Source organism: gamma proteobacterium symbiont of Lampromicra miyakona (genome assembly GCF_059730895.1).
Genome location: NZ_AP035932.1, coordinates 1,404,916 through 1,423,234, shown reverse-complemented (window position 1 = coordinate 1,423,234; position 18,319 = coordinate 1,404,916). Strand labels below are relative to the sequence as shown.

Below are 18,319 nucleotides of genomic sequence, written 5' to 3'. Positions count from 1 at the left end.
ATCCTGAGACACCTATGCTGCCTTATAAATTTCCGCTGACCTCCGGCAACGTAACGCGCTTTTTCGTGGTGTTTAACCTGGTGCTATTTCTCGCGCTCGGCGCCATGGTGCATAACAGTGTGAATGCGTGGATCATGGAAAAGCGCTACGCCATGACCGACCTGGCGCGCGCGATGCAAAAACGCATTGATGCTTACCGCTTTGCCACCTGGCAAATCTATGAAAATCTCGCCACCAGCGCCGCGGGCTCGACGCCGAGCAGTAGCCTGCAGGAGACGCGCCTGCGCCCGGATGTTTACTATCTGGAGAAAACCCGCCGCAAGACCGAAGCGCTGATTTTCGGCTCGCACGACAGCAGCACGCTGGATATGACGCTGCGCATGTCCAATTATCTCGATACGCTGTGGGGCGCTGAAAATCCGGCGTGGTCGATGTACTTCCTCAATGGTCAGGACAACAGCCTGATCATGATCTCGACCCTGCCGCTCAAGGATATGGCGACGCGCTATAAAGAGAGCGCGATCAATACGCTGGTGGACAGCCGCCGCGCCGAAATGCTGCAGCAGGCCAATGCGCTCGACGAACGCGAAAGCTTCTCGCCGCTGCGCCACTTTGCCTGGCAGAACGATCACTACTTCACGCTGCGCACCACGTTTAACCAGCCAGGTCATTTAGCCACGGTGGTGGCGTTCGATCTGCCAGTTAACGACTTGATACCGCGCAGTATGCCGCTGGAGAACTTCCAGCTGCGCCAGGATGCCAGCCAGCCCGGCAGCGCCACCAGCGATGACGCCAGCAGCGAAAGCACCGCGGTGACGCTGGTTAACCCGAACCTGGAGATTGCCGCCACGCTGCCCAGCACCTCGCTCCAGCTGGTGTACCGGGTGCCGCTCGCCAGCCTGGCGATGGATACCCTGCACAACCTGATGTGGCCGCTGCTGATCAATCTGTTGCTGTTCCTGCTGTCTATTGCCGGCATTACGCTGCTGCGCCAGCAGTCGCTGCGACCGAATGAGAACCAGAGCGCCGAGCTCGATTCGCTGCGTATGCTGAATGAGGAGATCGTCGCCAGCCTGCCGGTCGGGCTGCTGGTGTATGACTTTGGTACCAATCGCACCCTGTTGAGCAACAAAATCGCTGAGCATCTGCTGCCGCATCTCAATCTGCAGAAGATCATCAATATGTCCGATCAGCATCAGGGCGTGCTGCAGGCTACCATTAACAACGAAGTGTATGAGATTCGCCACGCGCGCAGCATGCTGTCGCCGCACACCCAGCTGTTTATGATGCGCGATCAGGATCGTGAGCTGCTGGTGAATAAGAAGCTGCAAAAAGCGCAGCAGGTGCTGGATCGCAACCACCAGATGCGCCAGCAGCTGATGCAGAATCTTGGCCATGCGCTTAATCGTCCGCTGCAGAGCATGGTGACGCAGCTGGTGCAGCTCAGCCAGCGCGATGACGACGAGAGCGTGCTGGATCTGCTGGATGAGAGCCAGGGTCTGGCGCGGCTGGTGGACGATATCGTCCTGCTCAACCGGCTGGAAGCCCACGACTGGTCGCCGGATGCGGGCGTGTTTAACCTGCAGGATCTGCTCGATGAGATTGCGCTGGAGAGCCTGCCGCTGCTGCGGCGCAAAGGGCTGACGCTGGTGGTCAACAATCAGCTGGCCAACGACGAGATGCGTTTTGGCGATCGCCGCGCGCTGCGTAAAGTCCTGACCACGCTGATGCACTACGCGCTCACCACCACGCAGTGGGGCAAGATTTCCCTTGATATCAAAGCCAGCGACAGCAAAGCCAACAGCGTGCTGTTTCAGCTGGTGGATACCGGCTCAGGCCTGACCGGCGACGAGCTGGCCAACGTCGATTTCCCTTACCTCGGCGAAACCACGCAGGATCGTTACGGTCAGGCGTCCGGCATGGCGTTTTTCCTGTGTAAGCAGCTGTGCAAACAGATGGGCGGCCAGCTGGAGATTATCGCCAAACCGGATATCGGCACGCGCTACAACATTCAGCTGCCGCTGGCGCTGGAGCAGCAGAGCGAGCAGGAAGAGAAACTGCTGGAAGGCGTGACGGCGCTGGTGGATATCGCGGTTGAAGACGTACACAAAATTGTCTGCCGCCACCTCGAGAACTGGGGAGCAAATTGCCTGACCTCGGACGAACGCTTGTCCGGGCAGGAGCATGATGTGCTGGTGACGGACGACCCGGCACGCCTGCACGGCTGGGCGCTGTTGCTGGCGGGCGACGAAATGGGGCATCACGCCCTCAACGACCAGCAATTCCGGGTCAATTTCAATCTCAGCAATGCGCTGCTTGATGCGCTGCTGGCCCTGATTGAGAAGCAACTGGCTCACGATTCGATAGAGGAGAGCGACGACGATGAGGCTGCCACGCCGCTGCTGAGCGGCGGCTATTTCCAGCTGTTTACGGAGACAGTACCGCCAGATGTGAAGAGACTGTATACTGAGTCGGCGGAGAAGGACTATCCCTCGCTTGCTCAGACAGCGCATCGCCTGAAAGGCGTGTTTGCCATGCTCAATTTACTGCCGGGTAAACAGCTTTGTGAAGAGTTAGAACAGCACATTAAACTGTGCGACGATTTAACCATTAAAAATACCACCAGTGAAATTGACGCGTACGTCAACCAACTGCTGCAGCAAGGTAACCAATAAGATGAATAACCTGAATGTAATTATTGCCGATGACCATCCAATCGTTCTGTTCGGTATCCGTAAATCTCTGGAACAGATCGAATGGGTGAATGTGGTAGGTGAGTTTGAAGACTCAACAGCACTGATCAATAGCTTGTCCAAACTGGATGCCAACGTCCTGATTACCGATCTGTCGATGCCGGGCGAAAAATACGGCGACGGCATCACGCTGATCAAGTACATCAAGCGTCACTATCCGGATCTCTCCATTATTGTTCTGACCATGAACAATAACCCGGCGATCCTGAGCGCGGTACTGGATCTGGATATCGAAGGCATCGTGCTGAAACAGGGTGCACCAACTGACCTGCCAAAAGCGCTGGCAGCCCTGCAGAAAGGCAAAAAGTACACGCCGGAAAGCGTGGCCAAACTGCTGGAGAAAATCAGCGCCGGCGGCTACGGCGACAAACGTCTGTCACCGAAAGAGAGCGAAGTGCTGCGTCTGTTCGCCGAAGGCTTCCTCGTCACCGAGATCGCCAAGAAGCTGAACCGCAGTATCAAAACCATCAGTAGCCAGAAGAAATCAGCAATGATGAAGCTGGGCGTGGATAACGATATCGCGCTGCTGAACTACCTCTCTTCCGTCAGCGCCACTCAGGTCGACAAAGAGTAATCCCTGCGGCGGTGCTTCGGCACCGCCTCTCCTCTGCCCTGCTTATCCTTCCCGGCTTTTGCGAACACGTTCGGCATACAGCGCCAGCGTGGTTTTCAGCACATCCAGCGTCACCGGTTTTGACAGGCAATTATCCATGCCGGCATCCATACAGCGCTGTTTCTCTTCCGCCAGTGCGTTAGCGGTCACTCCAATCACCGGGAAAGCATGCCCCAGCTGGCGCAGACGCTGCGTCAGCCGGTAGCCGTCCATGTTTGGCATGTTGACGTCGCTCAGCACGATATCGATATGGTTACGGCTGAGCACGTTGAGCGCATCCACGCCGTCCTGCGCCGTTTTGGTCTGATAGCCCAGTGTGCCAAGCTGTTCAGACAGCAGCATGCGGTTAATCGGATGGTCATCAACGATCAGCACCATGATGTCTTCATAGCTGGAGGCCTGCTGCGGCACCGGCAGTTCCAGCGTGGTCGCCGTTTCACTGTCGATGGCAATGCGATAAATCCGACCCAGCAGCAGCGGCAGATCGTGCAGCGTCGCGCTGCTGTGCACCCACTGTCCCGGCGTGGTTTCCTGCGGCATATCGATGTGTTCACCGCAGATACGGATGCGCGCGCGTACCGTCTGCGCTGGCGCGTCGTGGTGATCGCAGATCATCACATCGTCCGCCCCAGCCCGCCCCTGATAGTGCGCTACCTGGATGCCCTGCTGCTGGAGCAGACGCAGCAGGAAGGCTGCCAGATAGTCGTTGCGCAGGTCGAGCCAGATGGCTTTTTCCTGCAGACCATCCAGCAGCGGCGGCGCGGGTTGCTGTCCGGCGTAGATCGGGATACGTACCACGAACTGGCTGCCCATACCCGGTTCAGAGTCGACTTCGATGTCGCCGTCCATCATGTTGATGAGCTTTTCACAGATCGCCAGTCCCAGCCCGGTGCCCTGGAAATTACGCTGCACGCCGGAGCCGACCTGGAAGAACGGGTCGAACAGGCGCGTGATCTCTTTTGCCGGGATTCCCACGCCGGTGTCGCGCACGCGAAACGCCAGATACCCCTCTTTGACATAGGCGTGGAGGATAATGCAGCCGGTGTGGGTGAACTTGATGGCGTTGTTCAGCAGGTTGGAGATCACCTGCTGCAGGCGCAGCGGATCGCCATCCAGCGCCAGCGGCACATCGTTCTCGATGAACACATACAGCGTCAGGCGCTTGCGCACCACCAGCGACAGATAGTTGCTGGCAATATGGTTGACCACCTCACGCGGCGAGAAGGGACGCGGCTCAATCTTCAGCTGCTCGGACTCGATCTTCGAGAAGTCGAGAATATCGCTGATGATTTTCAGCAACAGGCTGGATGAGTTGTTCATCGCCGTGACCAGCGAATCCACGCCCTTCGGCAGCGATTTGGTCTGCAGCAGATCGAGGTTACCGATAATGCCGTACAGCGGCGTCCGCAGTTCATGACTGACGGTGGCAAGGAACATCGATTTGGACTGGCTGGCCTGCTCGGCGGCGTGCGCCATCTCCTGCAACGACTGCTCCATGCGCACGCGCGCCGAGACGTCGACCAGCACGCAAATCGCCACGTTCTCGTTGCGGTAGCGCGAATGCACAAAGCTGATTTGCAGGTTAGTGTTACTGCCGGTCAGCATATCGACAAAATTAACCTGCTGGCCGCCGATGATTTCGTTCAGCCGCAGGCGATCTTCCTGCGTCAGCAGCGTCAGATAGTTATGCGCCAGTTCATTACTGAGGATGTTGGTGCCATCGCTGGTTCGCAAAATACAGATGCCGACCGGCGCTGACGCGACAATCTTGCGGTTGAACTGCTCGTGCTCCTCCAGCCGGTGAGCGTTGTCTTCCGCCGGCAGGAACATGCGGCGTTCGAACACCCACGCCAGGGTAAACAGAATCAGCGCGCTGAGGATATTGAGCAGCAGCGCGTTGATCAGCATCAGCTTGAGCTGATCCATCAGCACATCGGTCGACAGCGACCACACCACATTGAGGCTGGACGGCGGCAGCGGCTTTTTCAGCACCAGCTGACGATAGCCGTCAAGATAACCAAACCAGGTGCTGCTATCCGGCAGATCGTCCAGCGAATAACCGGGTCCGCCGCGTCGTGAGCTGATCAGCGGGCGATAGTTTTCGTCGGTGATGGTGGCCACCAGCGGCAGCCCGCCGGGCTGAATAAATTCATCCAGGCGAATGTTCTGCTCCACGCCGAGCAGCGCCTGCAGTTTGTTGGCGACATAGACCGGCACCACCATGTAGAAGTTGCCGATGCCTGGCTGGCTGCTGTTGGTAATCCAGTACATTGGATTACGCCGCTCTTCCTCGTTGCCGCTGCGGTAGTGCAGCACGTTTTCGCGCAGCGCCTTCAGGCTGCGTTCGCGATCGACCGGATTATTGTTACCGATGGTGAAGTCTGCCAGGCACTGATTTTCTCCGCCGATAAAGAACACCCGATTGAGTTCATAGGCTGAGGCAAAATTACTTTTCCAGTAGTTAATGAAATAGCTCAGGGAATCGAGCGAGTTACGCCAGGTGTTGCTCATTGACGTACAGTCACCGTCCGTAAACAGCGGCGTAAACTGCGGCAGCGTGCTTTTACCGCCCGGCATGCCGTTGAGCATATCCAGCCCGTTGACGCTGCTGCTCAGGCGATTCTCAGTGATGTACTTCAGCTCGCGCATCACATCCGCGGAGTGGCGCACATACCATTCGGCCTGACCATAATTGGTGGCAAACTCCTGGCGCACCGCGTTCTCTTTCTCGTGCAGCACATTGATGATGTAGAAAGTGGTCAACAGTGCACCCAGCGACCAGAGCAGCAGTGCCAGCGCACGAAACAGGTAGCGCGAGATGCGAAGCGTGGTGCGAAAGGAGACGAGATATTTCAAAAGAGACTCACTGGCGGCAAGGGTTATCGGGACGTTGAAAAGTTCTCATACACTAGCTTTATCAGGGCGAAAAAGCCAGTTGGCACGCGACTTTGGGAGTGAAAGTCAGACAAAAAAAACGGCAGGTCGGTTGCCCTGACCTGCCGCTTGTGACAGACAACGAACGGTTACTCTTCGTCGTCTGTTTCCGGTGCGTCGTCGTCGCTGTCGACTTCCGGCGCGATATCGTCTTCGCCTTCTGCCACGCTGCCGTCGATGGCGTCGAGTTCTTCCTCTTCCACCGGTTCAGCGACGCGCTGCAGGCCGACCACGTTTTCATCTTCCGCGGTACGAATCAGGATCACGCCCTGCGTATTACGGCCCACCACGCTGACTTCCGACACGCGGGTACGCACCAGCGTACCGGCATCGGTGATCATCATGATCTGATCGCTATCCACCACCTGTACCGCGCCCACCACTGGCCCGTTACGCTCGGTGACTTTAATCGAGATCACGCCCTGCGTGGCGCGCGATTTGGTCGGATACTCGCTGTTAGCAGTACGCTTGCCGTAGCCGTTCTGCGTTACGGTGAGAATCGCGCCCTCTTCACGTGGCACAATCAGCGACACCACTTTGTCGCCTTCGGCCAGCCTGATGCCGCGTACGCCCGAAGCCGAACGGCCCATGGCGCGCACCGCGCTCTCCGCGAAGCGCACCACTTTACCGGCGGCAGAGAACAGCATCGCTTCGTCGTTACCGTTGGTCAGCGCCACGCCAATCAGCTCATCGTCTTCACGCAGGTTGATGGCAATGATGCCGGCACTGCGCGGACGGCTGAACTCCTGCAGCGCAGTTTTCTTCACGGTACCGTCTGCGGTCGCCATGAAGATGTTGAAGCCTTCAGTGTATTCGCGCACTGGCAGAATCGCGGTGATACGCTCGTTGGCTTCCAGCGGCAGCAGGTTGACGATTGGACGACCGCGCGCGCCACGGCTGGCTTCCGGCAGCTGATAGACCTTCATCCAGTAGAGGCGGCCACGGCTGGAGAAGCACAGAATGGTGTCGTGGGTGTTGGCCACCAGCAGACGATCAATAAAGTCTTCTTCTTTAATGCGCGCCGCCGATTTGCCCTTACCGCCGCGACGCTGGGCTTCATAGTCTGACAGCGGCTGGTATTTGACGTAGCCCTGATGCGACAGGGTGACCACCACATCTTCCTGGTTGATCAGGTCTTCGATGTTGATGTCAGCGCTGTTAGCGGTGATTTCCGTGCGACGTGCATCGCCAAACTGATCGCGCATCGCCACCAGCTCTTCACGGATCACTTCCATCAGGCGCTCGGCGCTCTGCAGGATGTGAATCAGCTCGGCAATCTGGTCCAGCAGCTCTTTGTACTCGTCGAGCAGTTTTTCATGCTCAAGGCCGGTCAGTTTCTGCAGACGCAGATCAAGAATGGCCTGTGCCTGCTGCTCGGTCAGGTAGTAGCGACCGTCGCGAATACCAAACTCCGCTTCCAGCCACTCCGGACGCGCGGCGTCGTCACCGGCACGTTCCAGCATGGCGGCGACGTTGCCGAGATCCCACGACTGCGCCAGCAGGCCGCTTTTCGCTTCGGCTGGCGTCGGAGCCCGACGAATCAGCTCGATAATCGGATCGATGTTGGCCAGCGCAATCGCAAGACCTTCAAGGATGTGCGCACGATCGCGCGCTTTACGCAGTTCGAAGATGGTACGACGCGTCACCACTTCACGGCGGTGGCGAACGAAGGCTTCAATGATCTCCTTCAGCGTCATGATCTTCGGCTGGCCCTGATGCAGGGCAACCATGTTGATGCCGAAAGAGACCTGCAGCTGCGTCAGCGAGTAGAGGTTGTTGAGCACCACTTCGCCGACCGCATCGCGTTTCACTTCAATGACGATACGCATGCCGTCTTTGTCAGATTCGTCACGCAGGCCGCTGATGCCCTCAACGCGCTTCTCTTTCACCAGCTCGGCAATTTTCTCGATCAGGCGCGCTTTGTTCACCTGATACGGGATTTCATTGACGATGATGGTTTCACGACCGGTTTTGGCGTCGGTTTCGATCTCGCCGCGCGCGCGGATGTAAATTTTACCGCGCCCGGTGCGGTAGGCTTCTTCAATGCCACGACGACCGTTGATAAAGGCGGCGGTCGGGAAATCCGGCCCGGTAATGTGCTCCATCAGCCCTTCGACGCTGATGTTTTCATCTTCGATGAACGCCAGGCAGCCGTTGATCACTTCCGTCAGGTTGTGAGGCGGGATGTTGGTCGCCATGCCGACGGCAATACCGGAGGAGCCGTTGATCAGCAGGTTAGGAATTTTGGTCGGCAGAACTTCTGGGATCTGCTCGGTGCCGTCATAGTTCGGCACAAAGTCGACCGTCTCTTTTTCCAGGTCAGCCAGCAGTTCAGAGGAGATCTTCGCCATGCGCACTTCGGTATAACGCATCGCTGCGGCGGAGTCGCCGTCGACCGAACCGAAGTTACCCTGACCGTCGACCAGCATGTAGCGCAGGGAGAACGGCTGGGCCATGCGCACGATACTTTCGTACACAGCGGAGTCACCGTGTGGGTGATATTTACCGATAACGTCACCGACCACACGGGCAGATTTTTTATAGGGTTTGTTCCAGTCGTTACCCAGTTCGCTCATGGCAAAAAGCACACGGCGATGCACCGGCTTCAGGCCATCACGTACATCGGGTAAGGCTCGGCCAACGATGACCGACATGGCGTAATCGAGGTAGGAGTTTTTCAACTCTTCTTCGATATTGACCGGTGTAATTTCTCTCGCAAGGTCGCTCATGGAGCCGCTATCCCTCTACATAATCCCGGATTTTAAAGGTGCGAAAGTATATCACATCGCTTGCGTGCGGTGAACGTAAAGCAGGGTTTTGTGGCGCTTTTCCTTTGCGCTGAGAGATGCCTCGCAGGGTTTATACGTTTATACTGGTGGCATATTTTGTCAGGAGTCATGATTCAATGAATGAACAACCGCAGGAAAGCCGCCAGAACGTTGACCACGCCGAAATTGCCAAGTTTGAGGCGGTTGCATCACGCTGGTGGGATTTAGAGGGTGAATTTAAGCCGTTGCACCGCATCAATCCCCTGCGTCTTGGCTGGATTGCCCAGCACAGCCATGGGCTGTTCGGTAAGAAAGTGCTGGATGTCGGCTGCGGCGGCGGCATTCTCGCCGAGAGCATGGCGCGTGAAGGGGCGGAGGTCACCGGTCTGGATATGGGCGCCGAGCCGCTGGAGATCGCGCGTCTGCACGCGCTGGAGAGCGGCGTGAGCGTCAATTACGTGCAGCAGACGGTTGAAGCCCATGCGGCCAGCCATGCCGGTCAGTACGACGTGGTGACCTGTATGGAGATGCTGGAACATGTGCCGGATCCGCGTTCCGTGGTGCTGGCCTGCGCGCAGCTGGTGAAACCGGGCGGCGAGGTGTTCTTCTCCACCATCAACCGTAACCCCAAAGCCTGGCTGCTGGCGGTGTTTGGTGCTGAATACGTGCTGCGCATGGTGCCGCGCGGTACCCATGACGTGAAAAAATTCATTCGTCCCGCCGAGCTGCTGAACTGGGTGGACGAGACCGCCCTGCGTGAACGCAATATGACTGGCCTGCACTACAATCCGCTGACTAACCAGTTCCGCCTTGGCCGCGGGGTGGACGTCAATTATATGGTGCATACCCACCGTCAGGCGTAAACGACCTGTTTCGCCTGCCTGCCCGTGGGCAGCGCTGTTGTAGCGGCGCGATGTATTACGCGAAAAATCGCGCCGCTATGGAATCTACGACCAGCAATTTACCCAACTGAACGGCATAACGCTCTACAAACTGCCAGTCCTCCTTTCACTTCCGACCGCACCCGGTTTATCACGCGCTGGCCCTATCCAGATCAATTTCCTTTTAGACGCTGCGATGCGCTTTTTGTAAGGTGAAAAGGTCATAAAAAATTCATAAGCAAACGCAGATAAGTTCGCTGCTGACGGAGCGGCGCGGGCTTTTTTCGCCTGGGAAATTTCCCGAATCGCAGCGGTTGAGCAATAAACACGCGCTCGATCAAAAATTGAAAAAAAACCTGTTATCCGTTGACACCAGGTGCAGGCCTTGTGGCGTGGGGATCCAGGATTTTCCCCACCCCCCAGGGCGTAAAATTTTGTGAAAATCAACTCTTGTGATGATCCGATTGCTGACTAGAATACTCACCATATTGTTGTTCAAACTTTCCGCACCCCCTATATATAGTGTTTATCCACAGGCTTACTCACAATGAGCCGCCTGTGAATAGACGGGGGATAATTTTGTATTTCATGGACAGGTAAACACGCGACATGAACCAAAGTCTGCTCGTTACGAAACGCGATGGCCGCCAGGAGCGCATCGACCTCGATAAGATTCACCGGGTGCTGGACTGGGCAGCTGAAGGGCTGAACAATGTCTCCGTCTCGCAGGTTGAGTTGCGTTCGCACATCCAGTTTTACGATGGCATCAAAACCTCGGACATTCACGAGACCATCATCAAAGCGGCTGCCGATTTGATCTCCCGTGACGCGCCTGATTACCAGTACCTGGCCGCGCGTCTGGCGATCTTCCACCTGCGTAAAAAAGCGTACGGTCAGTTTGAGCCACCGAAGCTGTACGACCAGGTAGTGAAAATGGTCGAGATGGGCAAATACGATCGCCATCTGCTGGAAGACTACAGCACCGAAGAGTTTGAGCAGATGGACGGCTTCATCGACCACTGGCGCGACATGAACTTCTCCTACGCGGCGGTGAAGCAGCTGGAAGGCAAATATCTGGTGCAGAACCGCGTCAGCGGTGAAATCTACGAGAGCGCCCAGTTCCTGTATATTCTGGTCGCCGCCTGCCTGTTCTCCGGCTATCCGCGCGATACGCGTATGGATTACATCAAGCGTTTCTACGATGCGATCTCCACGTTCAAGATCTCGCTGCCTACGCCTATCATGTCCGGCGTGCGCACCCCGACCCGTCAGTTCAGCTCCTGCGTACTGATCGAGTGCGGCGACAGCCTGGATTCCATTAACGCCACCTCCAGCGCTATTGTGAAATATGTGTCACAGCGTGCCGGTATCGGCATCAACGCGGGTCGCATTCGTGCGCTCGGCAGCCCGATCCGCGGCGGTGAAGCGTTCCACACCGGCTGTATCCCGTTCTATAAGCACTTCCAGACGGCGGTAAAATCCTGCTCGCAGGGCGGCGTGCGCGGCGGTGCGGCAACGCTGTTCTACCCGATGTGGCATCTGGAAGTGGAAAGCCTGCTGGTGTTGAAAAACAACCGCGGTGTTGAAGGCAACCGCGTGCGTCATATGGATTACGGCGTGCAGATCAACAAGCTGATGTACACCCGCCTGCTGAAAGGCGAAGACATCACCCTGTTCAGCCCGTCCGACGTGCCAGGCCTGTATGACGCGTTCTTCGCCGATCAGGATGAGTTTGAGCGTCTGTATACCAAATATGAGAAGGACGACAGCATCCGCAAGCAGCGCGTGAAAGCCGTCGATCTGTTCTCGCTGATGATGCAGGAACGTGCCTCAACCGGCCGTATCTACGTGCAGAACGTTGACCACTGCAACACCCACAGCCCGTTCGATCCGGCCATTGCGCCAGTGCGTCAGTCTAACCTGTGCCTGGAGATTGCGCTGCCGACCAAACCGCTGGAAGACGTCAACGACGAAAGCGGCGAAATTGCGCTGTGCACCCTGTCCGCCTTTAACCTCGGTGCGATTGAAAGCCTGGACGATCTGGAAGAGCTGGCGACGCTGGCAGTACGCGCGCTGGATGCCCTGCTCGATTACCAGGATTACCCGATTCCGGCGGCAAAACGCGGTGCGATGGGCCGTCGTACCCTGGGTATTGGCGTGATCAACTACGCCTATTACCTGGCGAAACACGGTGTGCGCTACTCCGACGGCAGCGCCAACAACCTGACGCACAAAACCTTTGAAGCCATTCAGTACTGGCTGCTGAAAGCCTCCAACGAGCTGGCGAAAGAGCAAGGTGCCTGCCCGTGGTTTAAAGAGACCACTTATTCGCAGGGCATTCTGCCGATCGATACCTATAAAAAGGATCTCGACAGCGTGTGCAACGAGCCGCTGCACCTTGACTGGGAAGCGCTGCGTGAGTCGATTAAAACCCACGGCCTGCGCAACTCCACGCTTTCTGCACTGATGCCGTCTGAGACTTCTTCGCAGATTTCGAACGCCACCAACGGTATCGAGCCGCCGCGCGGTCACATCAGTATCAAAGCGTCGAAAGACGGGATTCTGCGCCAGGTGGTACCGGAGTATGAGCGTCTGAAAGATCAGTACGAACTGCTGTGGGAGATGCCATCAAACGACGGCTATCTGCAGCTGGTGGGCGTGATGCAGAAGTTTATCGATCAGGCGATTTCATCGAACACCAACTATGATCCAGGCCGTTTCGCCAATGGCAAAGTGCCGATGAAGCAGCTGCTGAAAGATCTGCTGACCGCGTACAAATTTGGCGTGAAGACCCTGTACTACCAAAACACCCGTGACGGTGCCGAGGATGCGCAGGACGATCTGGCGCCGTCTATTCAGGACGATGGCTGCGAAAGCGGCGCCTGTAAAATTTGATCGAAAGGCGCCTGCGGGCGCCTTATCGTGTCTGGGCCAGCAGCGGCTGGCCCGTTTCACTTTTGGACTTAGTCATGGCTTACACTACTTTCTCACAGAACAAAAATGACCAGCTGAAAGAGCCGATGTTCTTCGGCCAGTCAGTGAACGTTGCCCGTTTCGACCAGCAGAAATACGACATCTTTGAAAAGCTGATCGAGAAGCAGCTCTCTTTCTTCTGGCGTCCGGAAGAGGTTGACGTCTCGCGCGATCGCATCGACTATCAGGCGCTGCCGGAGCACGAGAAGCACATCTTCATCAGTAACCTGAAGTATCAGACGCTGCTGGATTCCATTCAGGGCCGCAGCCCGAACGTAGCGCTGCTGCCGCTGATTTCGATTCCCGAGCTGGAAACCTGGGTGGAAACCTGGGCGTTCTCCGAGACCATCCACTCACGCTCGTACACCCACATCATCCGTAATATCGTCAATGATCCGTCACTGGTGTTTGATGACATCGTGACTAACGAGCAGATTCTGGCGCGCGCGCAGGATATCTCGAAGTATTACGATGATCTGATCGAGATGACCAACTACTGGCATCTGCTGGGTGAAGGCACGCATCAGGTGGCGGGCAAGAGCGTGACCGTGAATCTGCGTGCGCTGAAGAAGCAGCTGTATATCTGCCTGATGAGCGTTAACGCGCTGGAAGCGATTCGCTTCTACGTCAGCTTTGCCTGCTCGTTCGCCTTCGCCGAGCGCGAACTGATGGAAGGCAACGCCAAGATTATTCGTCTGATTGCCCGTGACGAAGCGCTGCACCTGACCGGCACCCAGCATATGCTGAATCTGATGCGTACCGGTGAAGACGATCCTGAAATGAAAGAGATCGCCGCCGAGTGCCGCGACGAGTGCTTCGACCTGTTTAAGAAAGCGGCCGAGCAGGAAAAAGAGTGGGCTGAGTATCTGTTCAGCGGTGGCTCAATGATTGGTCTGAACAAGGACATTCTGTGCCAGTACATTGAGTACATCACCAATATCCGCATGCAGGCGGTGGGCCTTGATCTGCCATTCCAGACGCGTTCGAACCCGATTCCATGGATTAACTCGTGGCTGGTGTCAGATAACGTGCAGGTGGCGCCGCAGGAAGTTGAAGTGAGCTCCTATCTGGTGGGTCAGATCGACTCCGAAGTGGGCGAAGACGACTTCAACGATTTCCAGCTGTAAGCATGAGCCGTTCCGTGGTAATCCTGCGCAGCTCCGGCTCCCGGCTGGAGTGCGCAGACGAACACCCTAATCTGCTGACGACGCTGGAAGCACACAATGTGTGCGTCGAGTTTCAGTGTCGCGAAGGCTACTGCGGCTCCTGCCGCATGCGTCTGCTGAAAGGCGAAGTGGATTATGCGGAAACTCCACTGGCGTTTATTCAGCAGGGCGAGATTCTGCCCTGCTGTTGTAAGGCCAGAGGGGAGATTGAGATCGAGCTGTAACCTGCCGGCCGTACTGCTGAATCTCCTTTTATCGCGTTAAGATCCCGCATGGTCAGAGGGGGAACTGAGCACGCCGGAACGGCAAAACCCGCTCCCTGCGGGCCTCGACACGCGGCATCCCTGCCGCGTGACGTCCGGCTAAGCCCAGCTTCCCCCTCTTCCCTTTCAATTCTGGTGCTGCTGTAACAGGCACCCGACAACAGCGACCACCGAATCCAGCAGGGCGTGGGAGGCATAGCCGCTTGCAGCAGCCTCCGCGCCATGGATGGCGCGGCGGCAGGCCCCAGGGAAGGGTTCATGCCGGTGCGGCAAGCGGCTATGCCTCTCACGACGCGGCACCCAACACAAAGCGATGCTGATCCCATGGCATCAGCAATCACAAGCCTGGAAAGCGTTAGCTCTTCACCGTCTCCAGAACATCAATCCAGCCGTGACCGGTACTGACTTCACTGCCGTGCAGCCAGCGGCGCAGCATATTCATCGCCATCATCGCTACCACTTTCTGCCGGGTTTCCAGATTGTGCCGCCCGTGGGTAAATTTCACCCGCTGGCCCCAACTGGCTTCCGGTGTATGCAGCGCAATCGACACTTCCCCTTCCTGCAGATCACCAACCGACAAGGCCAGCACCGTACCCTGCTGAGCGGCTAACTGACGCGTACGCGTAACCTGCGCTTCCAGCGACTCCTCACGTGCCGGCAGCAGCTCGGCGGCACTAAGCGGCACCTGCGCGGCGGCCAGTTGCCAGTGCAGCAACCCGGCCGTGTATTGTTCGCTCAGAGCAAGGCGGAAGCCGCGATCTTGCAGTTCCCGCGCCAGCACGGCCGGCAATCCTTCAAAGCCTTCAAAAATGGTGCACTCGGCCAGCAGTAACTTAACCTGCTGCCACACCTGCTCCATCGCCACGCGCTGGCTGGCCGGGCCGGTCAGTTTGATCTCAATGATGGGCATCGACGAACGGTAGCCCATCACCACGCCTTCCGGCAGCGGCAGCGGTTCAAGCTCGGCGGCGATATCGCTCTCGCCGCGGCCAAAGGTGGTCAGACGCAGGCACAGCGGGGGTTCTGGCAACGTAAAACGCGCCTTAAGACGCGGAATAATCTGCTGCTCAACCATCACTTTGAATTCTGACGGCACGCCGGGGGTGAAGAAAATCCAGCAGCGATTAAGCTGCAGGGCAAACCCACAGGCGGTGCCGACCGGGTTATCGATCAACTCGGCATTGGCCGGAATCTCCGCCTGCTTGCGATTACTGGGTGCCATGAGCCGCCCGCGGCTGGCAAACCAGGCTTCCATCTTCTCCAGCCACGCCTGCTGCAGCACCAGCTCGCTGCCGCTGGCGGTGGCCGCTGCCTGGGCGCTGAGATCGTCGCTGGTCGGCCCGAGACCGCCGTTCACGATCAGCACGTCGGCAACCTGACTGCGACTCTGAAGCGCTTCAACCAGCGAGCTCATCGCATCGCCGACCGTGCTGCGACTGGTCATCGGCAGACCGTGCTGAAACAGCACATCGGCCAGCCACGCGGCGTTGGTATCGACAATCTGCCCATGTAACACTTCATCGCCCGTTGAGAGCATTTCGACACGTATCACGATCTTTTCTCCTTATCCCTGTGGCTTTCACTGTAGGGAGCGCGCAGGCGAAACACAATCGCCGCCGGTGCGAAATAGCGGGTTAATCGCGATGCGGAAAGGAAACAGCGGGAAAGCAGGAATCGGGCGCGACGGACATCGCGCCCACGGGGATTAACGGCGCGCCAGCAGCAGGCCAACAAACAGACCGGCAGCCGCACCGATACCAATGCCCTGCCACGGTTTTTCATGCACGTAATCGTCGGCACGATACGCTGCCTGTTTGGCACGATAGTAATAGCTGTCGGACGCCTGGCTCACGCGATTCTTCACGTCTTCCAGCGCCTGCTCGGCTTTCTGCTTCAGTTCGATATATTTCTGGTCCGCCGGATCGCCCGAGGAGCGCAGCACTTCTTCCAGCGTTTCCGTCAGCAGCGCCAGATCGTCATCAAGACGGGTTTCAAATTGATCGGTAGATGACATGTTCACAATCCTCCATGTTTAAATGCGGTGTCGATTAACTATAGTCATAAATTGCGTTTTTGCGCCGCGCCGTCATCCGCTGACTGCGCTTTTTGCCGCGCTGAACGCAAAGTTATGTCATCCGGGGCGTTGCACGCGGAATTGTGCTTCGTTTATTTGATTAATCTGATAAATTTTCAGCGGACTGAATTTTTTATTTTCGCCACTGTCGTAACCCCCTGTAGCCTGACGCTAAATGTCTTGCGACAGCCTCAATACACCCGAGCAGCTAAGGAAAAGATTTCCGGCATGAATCGTAGAAAATTTATGAAAGCGTCCATGGCCCTCTCTGCCGTTAGCGGCATGACCGGGCTCTCCTCGCTGTTTGCGCAGTCCGCCTGGGCCGATGATGGCATCGCCGACGGAACCGCCGTGCGCTTCGATTTCGATGTGCTGAAAAAGAAAGCCGCGGCGCTGGCCAAACAGCCCTGGGGCGGCGCGCCCGGCCCCCTGCCCGCGACCCTGGCCAATTTGACACCGCAGGCGTATAACGAAATTCAGTACGACGCTAACCACTCACTGTGGAACAACATCGCCGACCGCGAGCTGGATGTGCAGTTATTCCACGTTGGCATGGGCTTTAAGCGCCGCATTCGCATGTTCTCCGTGGACGCCGCCAGCCGTGAGGCGCGGGAAATCCACTTCCGTCCGGAACTGTTTAATTATCACAACGCCAACGTGGATACCCAGCAACTGGTGGGTAAAACCGACCTCGGCTTTGCCGGTTTCCGCGCCTTTAAAAAGCCGGAGCTGGCGCGACGCGACATCGTTTCTTTCCTCGGTGCCAGCTACTTCCGCGCGGTAGATGAAACCTACCAATATGGCCTGTCAGCCCGTGGCGTCGCGGTGAATACCTTCAGCAATGGCCAGGAAGAGTTTCCCGACTTCACCGCCTTCTGGTTCGAAACACCCAAAGCTGAAGACACCACCTTTGTGGTGTATGCACTGCTGGACGGGGCCAGCGTCACCGGTGCCTACAAATTCACCATCCACTGCGAAGAAAAACGCGTGGTGATGGAGGTGGAAAACCACCTGTTTGCGCGCAACGAGATTCGTCAGCTCGGTATTGCGCCAATGACCAGCATGTTCAGCTGCGGCACCAACGAGCGCCGCATGTGCAATACCTATCATCCGCAGATTCATGACTCCGATCGCCTGGCAATGTGGAGCGGCAGCGGCGAGTGGATTGCCCGTCCGCTGAATAACCCGCAGCGCCTGCAGTTTAATGCCTATCAGGATGAAAACCCGCGCGGCTTCGGTCTGCTGCAGCTGAATCATGATTTCAAAGATTATCAGGACGTGATTGGCTGGTATGACAAACGACCCAGCCTGTGGGTGGAGCCGATCGGTAAATGGGGTAAAGGCGCCATCAACCTGATGGAGATCCCGACGACCGGGGAAACGCTGGATAACATTGTTTGCTTCTGGCAGCCGGCCGAGCCGGTCAAAGCTGGCAGCGAGTTTAATTTCCAGTACAAACTCTACTGGAGCCAGCTGCCGCCGGTACGCAGTGGTCTGGCCCGCGTTGATGCCACGCGCACCGGTATTGGTGGCTTCCCGGAAGGCTGGGCACCGGGCGAACACTTCCCGGACCAGTGGTGCCGCCGCTTTGCTATCGATTTCATTGGCGGCGACCTGCAGGCGGCCGCGCCGAAAGGCATCGAACCGGTAATCACCGTGTCGTCCGGCACCTTCAAACAGGTGGAGATTCTCTACGTCGAACCGCTGAAAGGTTACCGTATCCTGTTTGACTGGTATCCGAATAGCGACTCAACCAAACCGGTGGATATGCGCCTGTTCCTGCGCACCAAAGATGAAACGCTGAGCGAAACCTGGCTGTATCAGTACTTCCCGCCACCGCCCGATCAGCGCAAGTACACCGACGACCGGCAGATGACGCCGGGCTAACCTGCAC

At 57.2% G+C, this 18,319-nt stretch carries 11 protein-coding genes; 7 read left to right on the top strand and 4 right to left on the bottom strand.

Translation table 11 applies throughout. The annotated features are described in order from the left end of the window. Positions 1-17: 17 nt before the first annotated feature. Both rcsD and rcsB read left to right on the top strand, forming a co-directional pair. Positions 18-2,675, top strand: coding sequence for a phosphotransferase RcsD (gene rcsD / locus AC6I8P_RS06510; protein ID WP_159378651.1), 2,658 nt, complete (start codon positions 18-20; stop codon positions 2,673-2,675). Between the two features lies 1 nt (position 2,676). After that, positions 2,677-3,327 (top strand): response regulator transcription factor RcsB, encoded by a 651-nt coding sequence (rcsB, locus tag AC6I8P_RS06505; protein ID WP_013509853.1) that lies wholly within the window; start codon positions 2,677-2,679, stop codon positions 3,325-3,327. A 42-nt stretch (positions 3,328-3,369) separates the two neighbouring features. On the opposite strand, the gene rcsC is transcribed toward rcsB, so the two are convergent. Together rcsC and gyrA are read right to left on the bottom strand one after the other, a co-directional pair. Continuing rightward, a complete protein-coding gene (rcsC, locus tag AC6I8P_RS06500; RefSeq protein WP_241798282.1) occupies positions 3,370-6,222 on the bottom strand; it encodes a two-component system sensor histidine kinase RcsC in 2,853 nt (950 codons plus the stop codon). A 167-nt stretch (positions 6,223-6,389) separates the two neighbouring features. Further along, a complete protein-coding gene (gyrA, locus tag AC6I8P_RS06495; RefSeq protein ID WP_021509233.1) occupies positions 6,390-9,029 on the bottom strand; it encodes a DNA topoisomerase (ATP-hydrolyzing) subunit A in 2,640 nt (879 codons plus the stop codon). Between the two features lie 176 nt (positions 9,030-9,205). Here gyrA and ubiG point away from each other — a divergent pair, with 176 nt between their 5' ends. From ubiG to yfaE, 4 genes are all read left to right on the top strand, one after another. Then, entirely contained in the window at positions 9,206-9,931 is a 726-nt protein-coding gene (gene ubiG / locus AC6I8P_RS06490; RefSeq protein WP_021509232.1) for a bifunctional 2-polyprenyl-6-hydroxyphenol methylase/3-demethylubiquinol 3-O-methyltransferase UbiG, read from the top strand. Between the two features lie 627 nt (positions 9,932-10,558). Then, a complete protein-coding gene (nrdA, locus tag AC6I8P_RS06485; RefSeq protein WP_021509231.1) occupies positions 10,559-12,844 on the top strand; it encodes a class 1a ribonucleoside-diphosphate reductase subunit alpha in 2,286 nt (761 codons plus the stop codon). A gap of 74 nt (positions 12,845-12,918) precedes the next feature. Beyond that, a complete protein-coding gene (gene nrdB / locus AC6I8P_RS06480; RefSeq protein WP_021509230.1) occupies positions 12,919-14,049 on the top strand; it encodes a class Ia ribonucleoside-diphosphate reductase subunit beta in 1,131 nt (376 codons plus the stop codon). A gap of 2 nt (positions 14,050-14,051) precedes the next feature. Next, complete coding sequence (yfaE, locus tag AC6I8P_RS06475) at positions 14,052-14,312, top strand: class I ribonucleotide reductase maintenance protein YfaE (RefSeq protein ID WP_021509229.1); 261 nt, start codon at positions 14,052-14,054, stop codon at positions 14,310-14,312. Between the two features lie 394 nt (positions 14,313-14,706). Here the strand turns inward: yfaE and AC6I8P_RS06470 are convergent, their stop codons facing one another. Both AC6I8P_RS06470 and elaB read right to left on the bottom strand, forming a co-directional pair. Further along, positions 14,707-15,903: a nicotinamide mononucleotide deamidase-related protein YfaY gene (locus AC6I8P_RS06470; protein ID WP_215787523.1), complete on the bottom strand. Its 1,197-nt coding sequence runs from the start codon at positions 15,901-15,903 to the stop codon at positions 14,707-14,709. A gap of 153 nt (positions 15,904-16,056) precedes the next feature. Beyond that, the gene (gene elaB / locus AC6I8P_RS06465) at positions 16,057-16,365 is read right to left on the bottom strand and encodes a stress response protein ElaB (RefSeq protein WP_021509227.1); all 309 of its coding nucleotides are present in this window, start codon (positions 16,363-16,365) and stop codon (positions 16,057-16,059) included. A 288-nt stretch (positions 16,366-16,653) separates the two neighbouring features. Here elaB and AC6I8P_RS06460 point away from each other — a divergent pair, with 288 nt between their 5' ends. Continuing rightward, positions 16,654-18,312, top strand: coding sequence for a glucan biosynthesis protein D (locus tag AC6I8P_RS06460; RefSeq protein WP_498031069.1), 1,659 nt, complete (start codon positions 16,654-16,656; stop codon positions 18,310-18,312). Positions 18,313-18,319: the final 7 nt, after the last annotated feature.

Coding starts and splice junctions, on each gene's coding strand:
- rcsB (WP_013509853.1), top strand. CDS start 2,677: ATGAATAACCTGAATGTAATTATTGCCGATGACCATCCAATCGTTCTG.
- gyrA (WP_021509233.1), bottom strand. CDS start 9,029: ATGAGCGACCTTGCGAGAGAAATTACACCGGTCAATATCGAAGAAGAG.
- ubiG (WP_021509232.1), top strand. CDS start 9,206: ATGAATGAACAACCGCAGGAAAGCCGCCAGAACGTTGACCACGCCGAA.
- nrdA (WP_021509231.1), top strand. CDS start 10,559: ATGAACCAAAGTCTGCTCGTTACGAAACGCGATGGCCGCCAGGAGCGC.
- nrdB (WP_021509230.1), top strand. CDS start 12,919: ATGGCTTACACTACTTTCTCACAGAACAAAAATGACCAGCTGAAAGAG.
- yfaE (WP_021509229.1), top strand. CDS start 14,052: ATGAGCCGTTCCGTGGTAATCCTGCGCAGCTCCGGCTCCCGGCTGGAG.
- elaB (WP_021509227.1), bottom strand. CDS start 16,365: ATGTCATCTACCGATCAATTTGAAACCCGTCTTGATGACGATCTGGCG.
- AC6I8P_RS06460 (WP_498031069.1), top strand. CDS start 16,654: ATGAATCGTAGAAAATTTATGAAAGCGTCCATGGCCCTCTCTGCCGTT.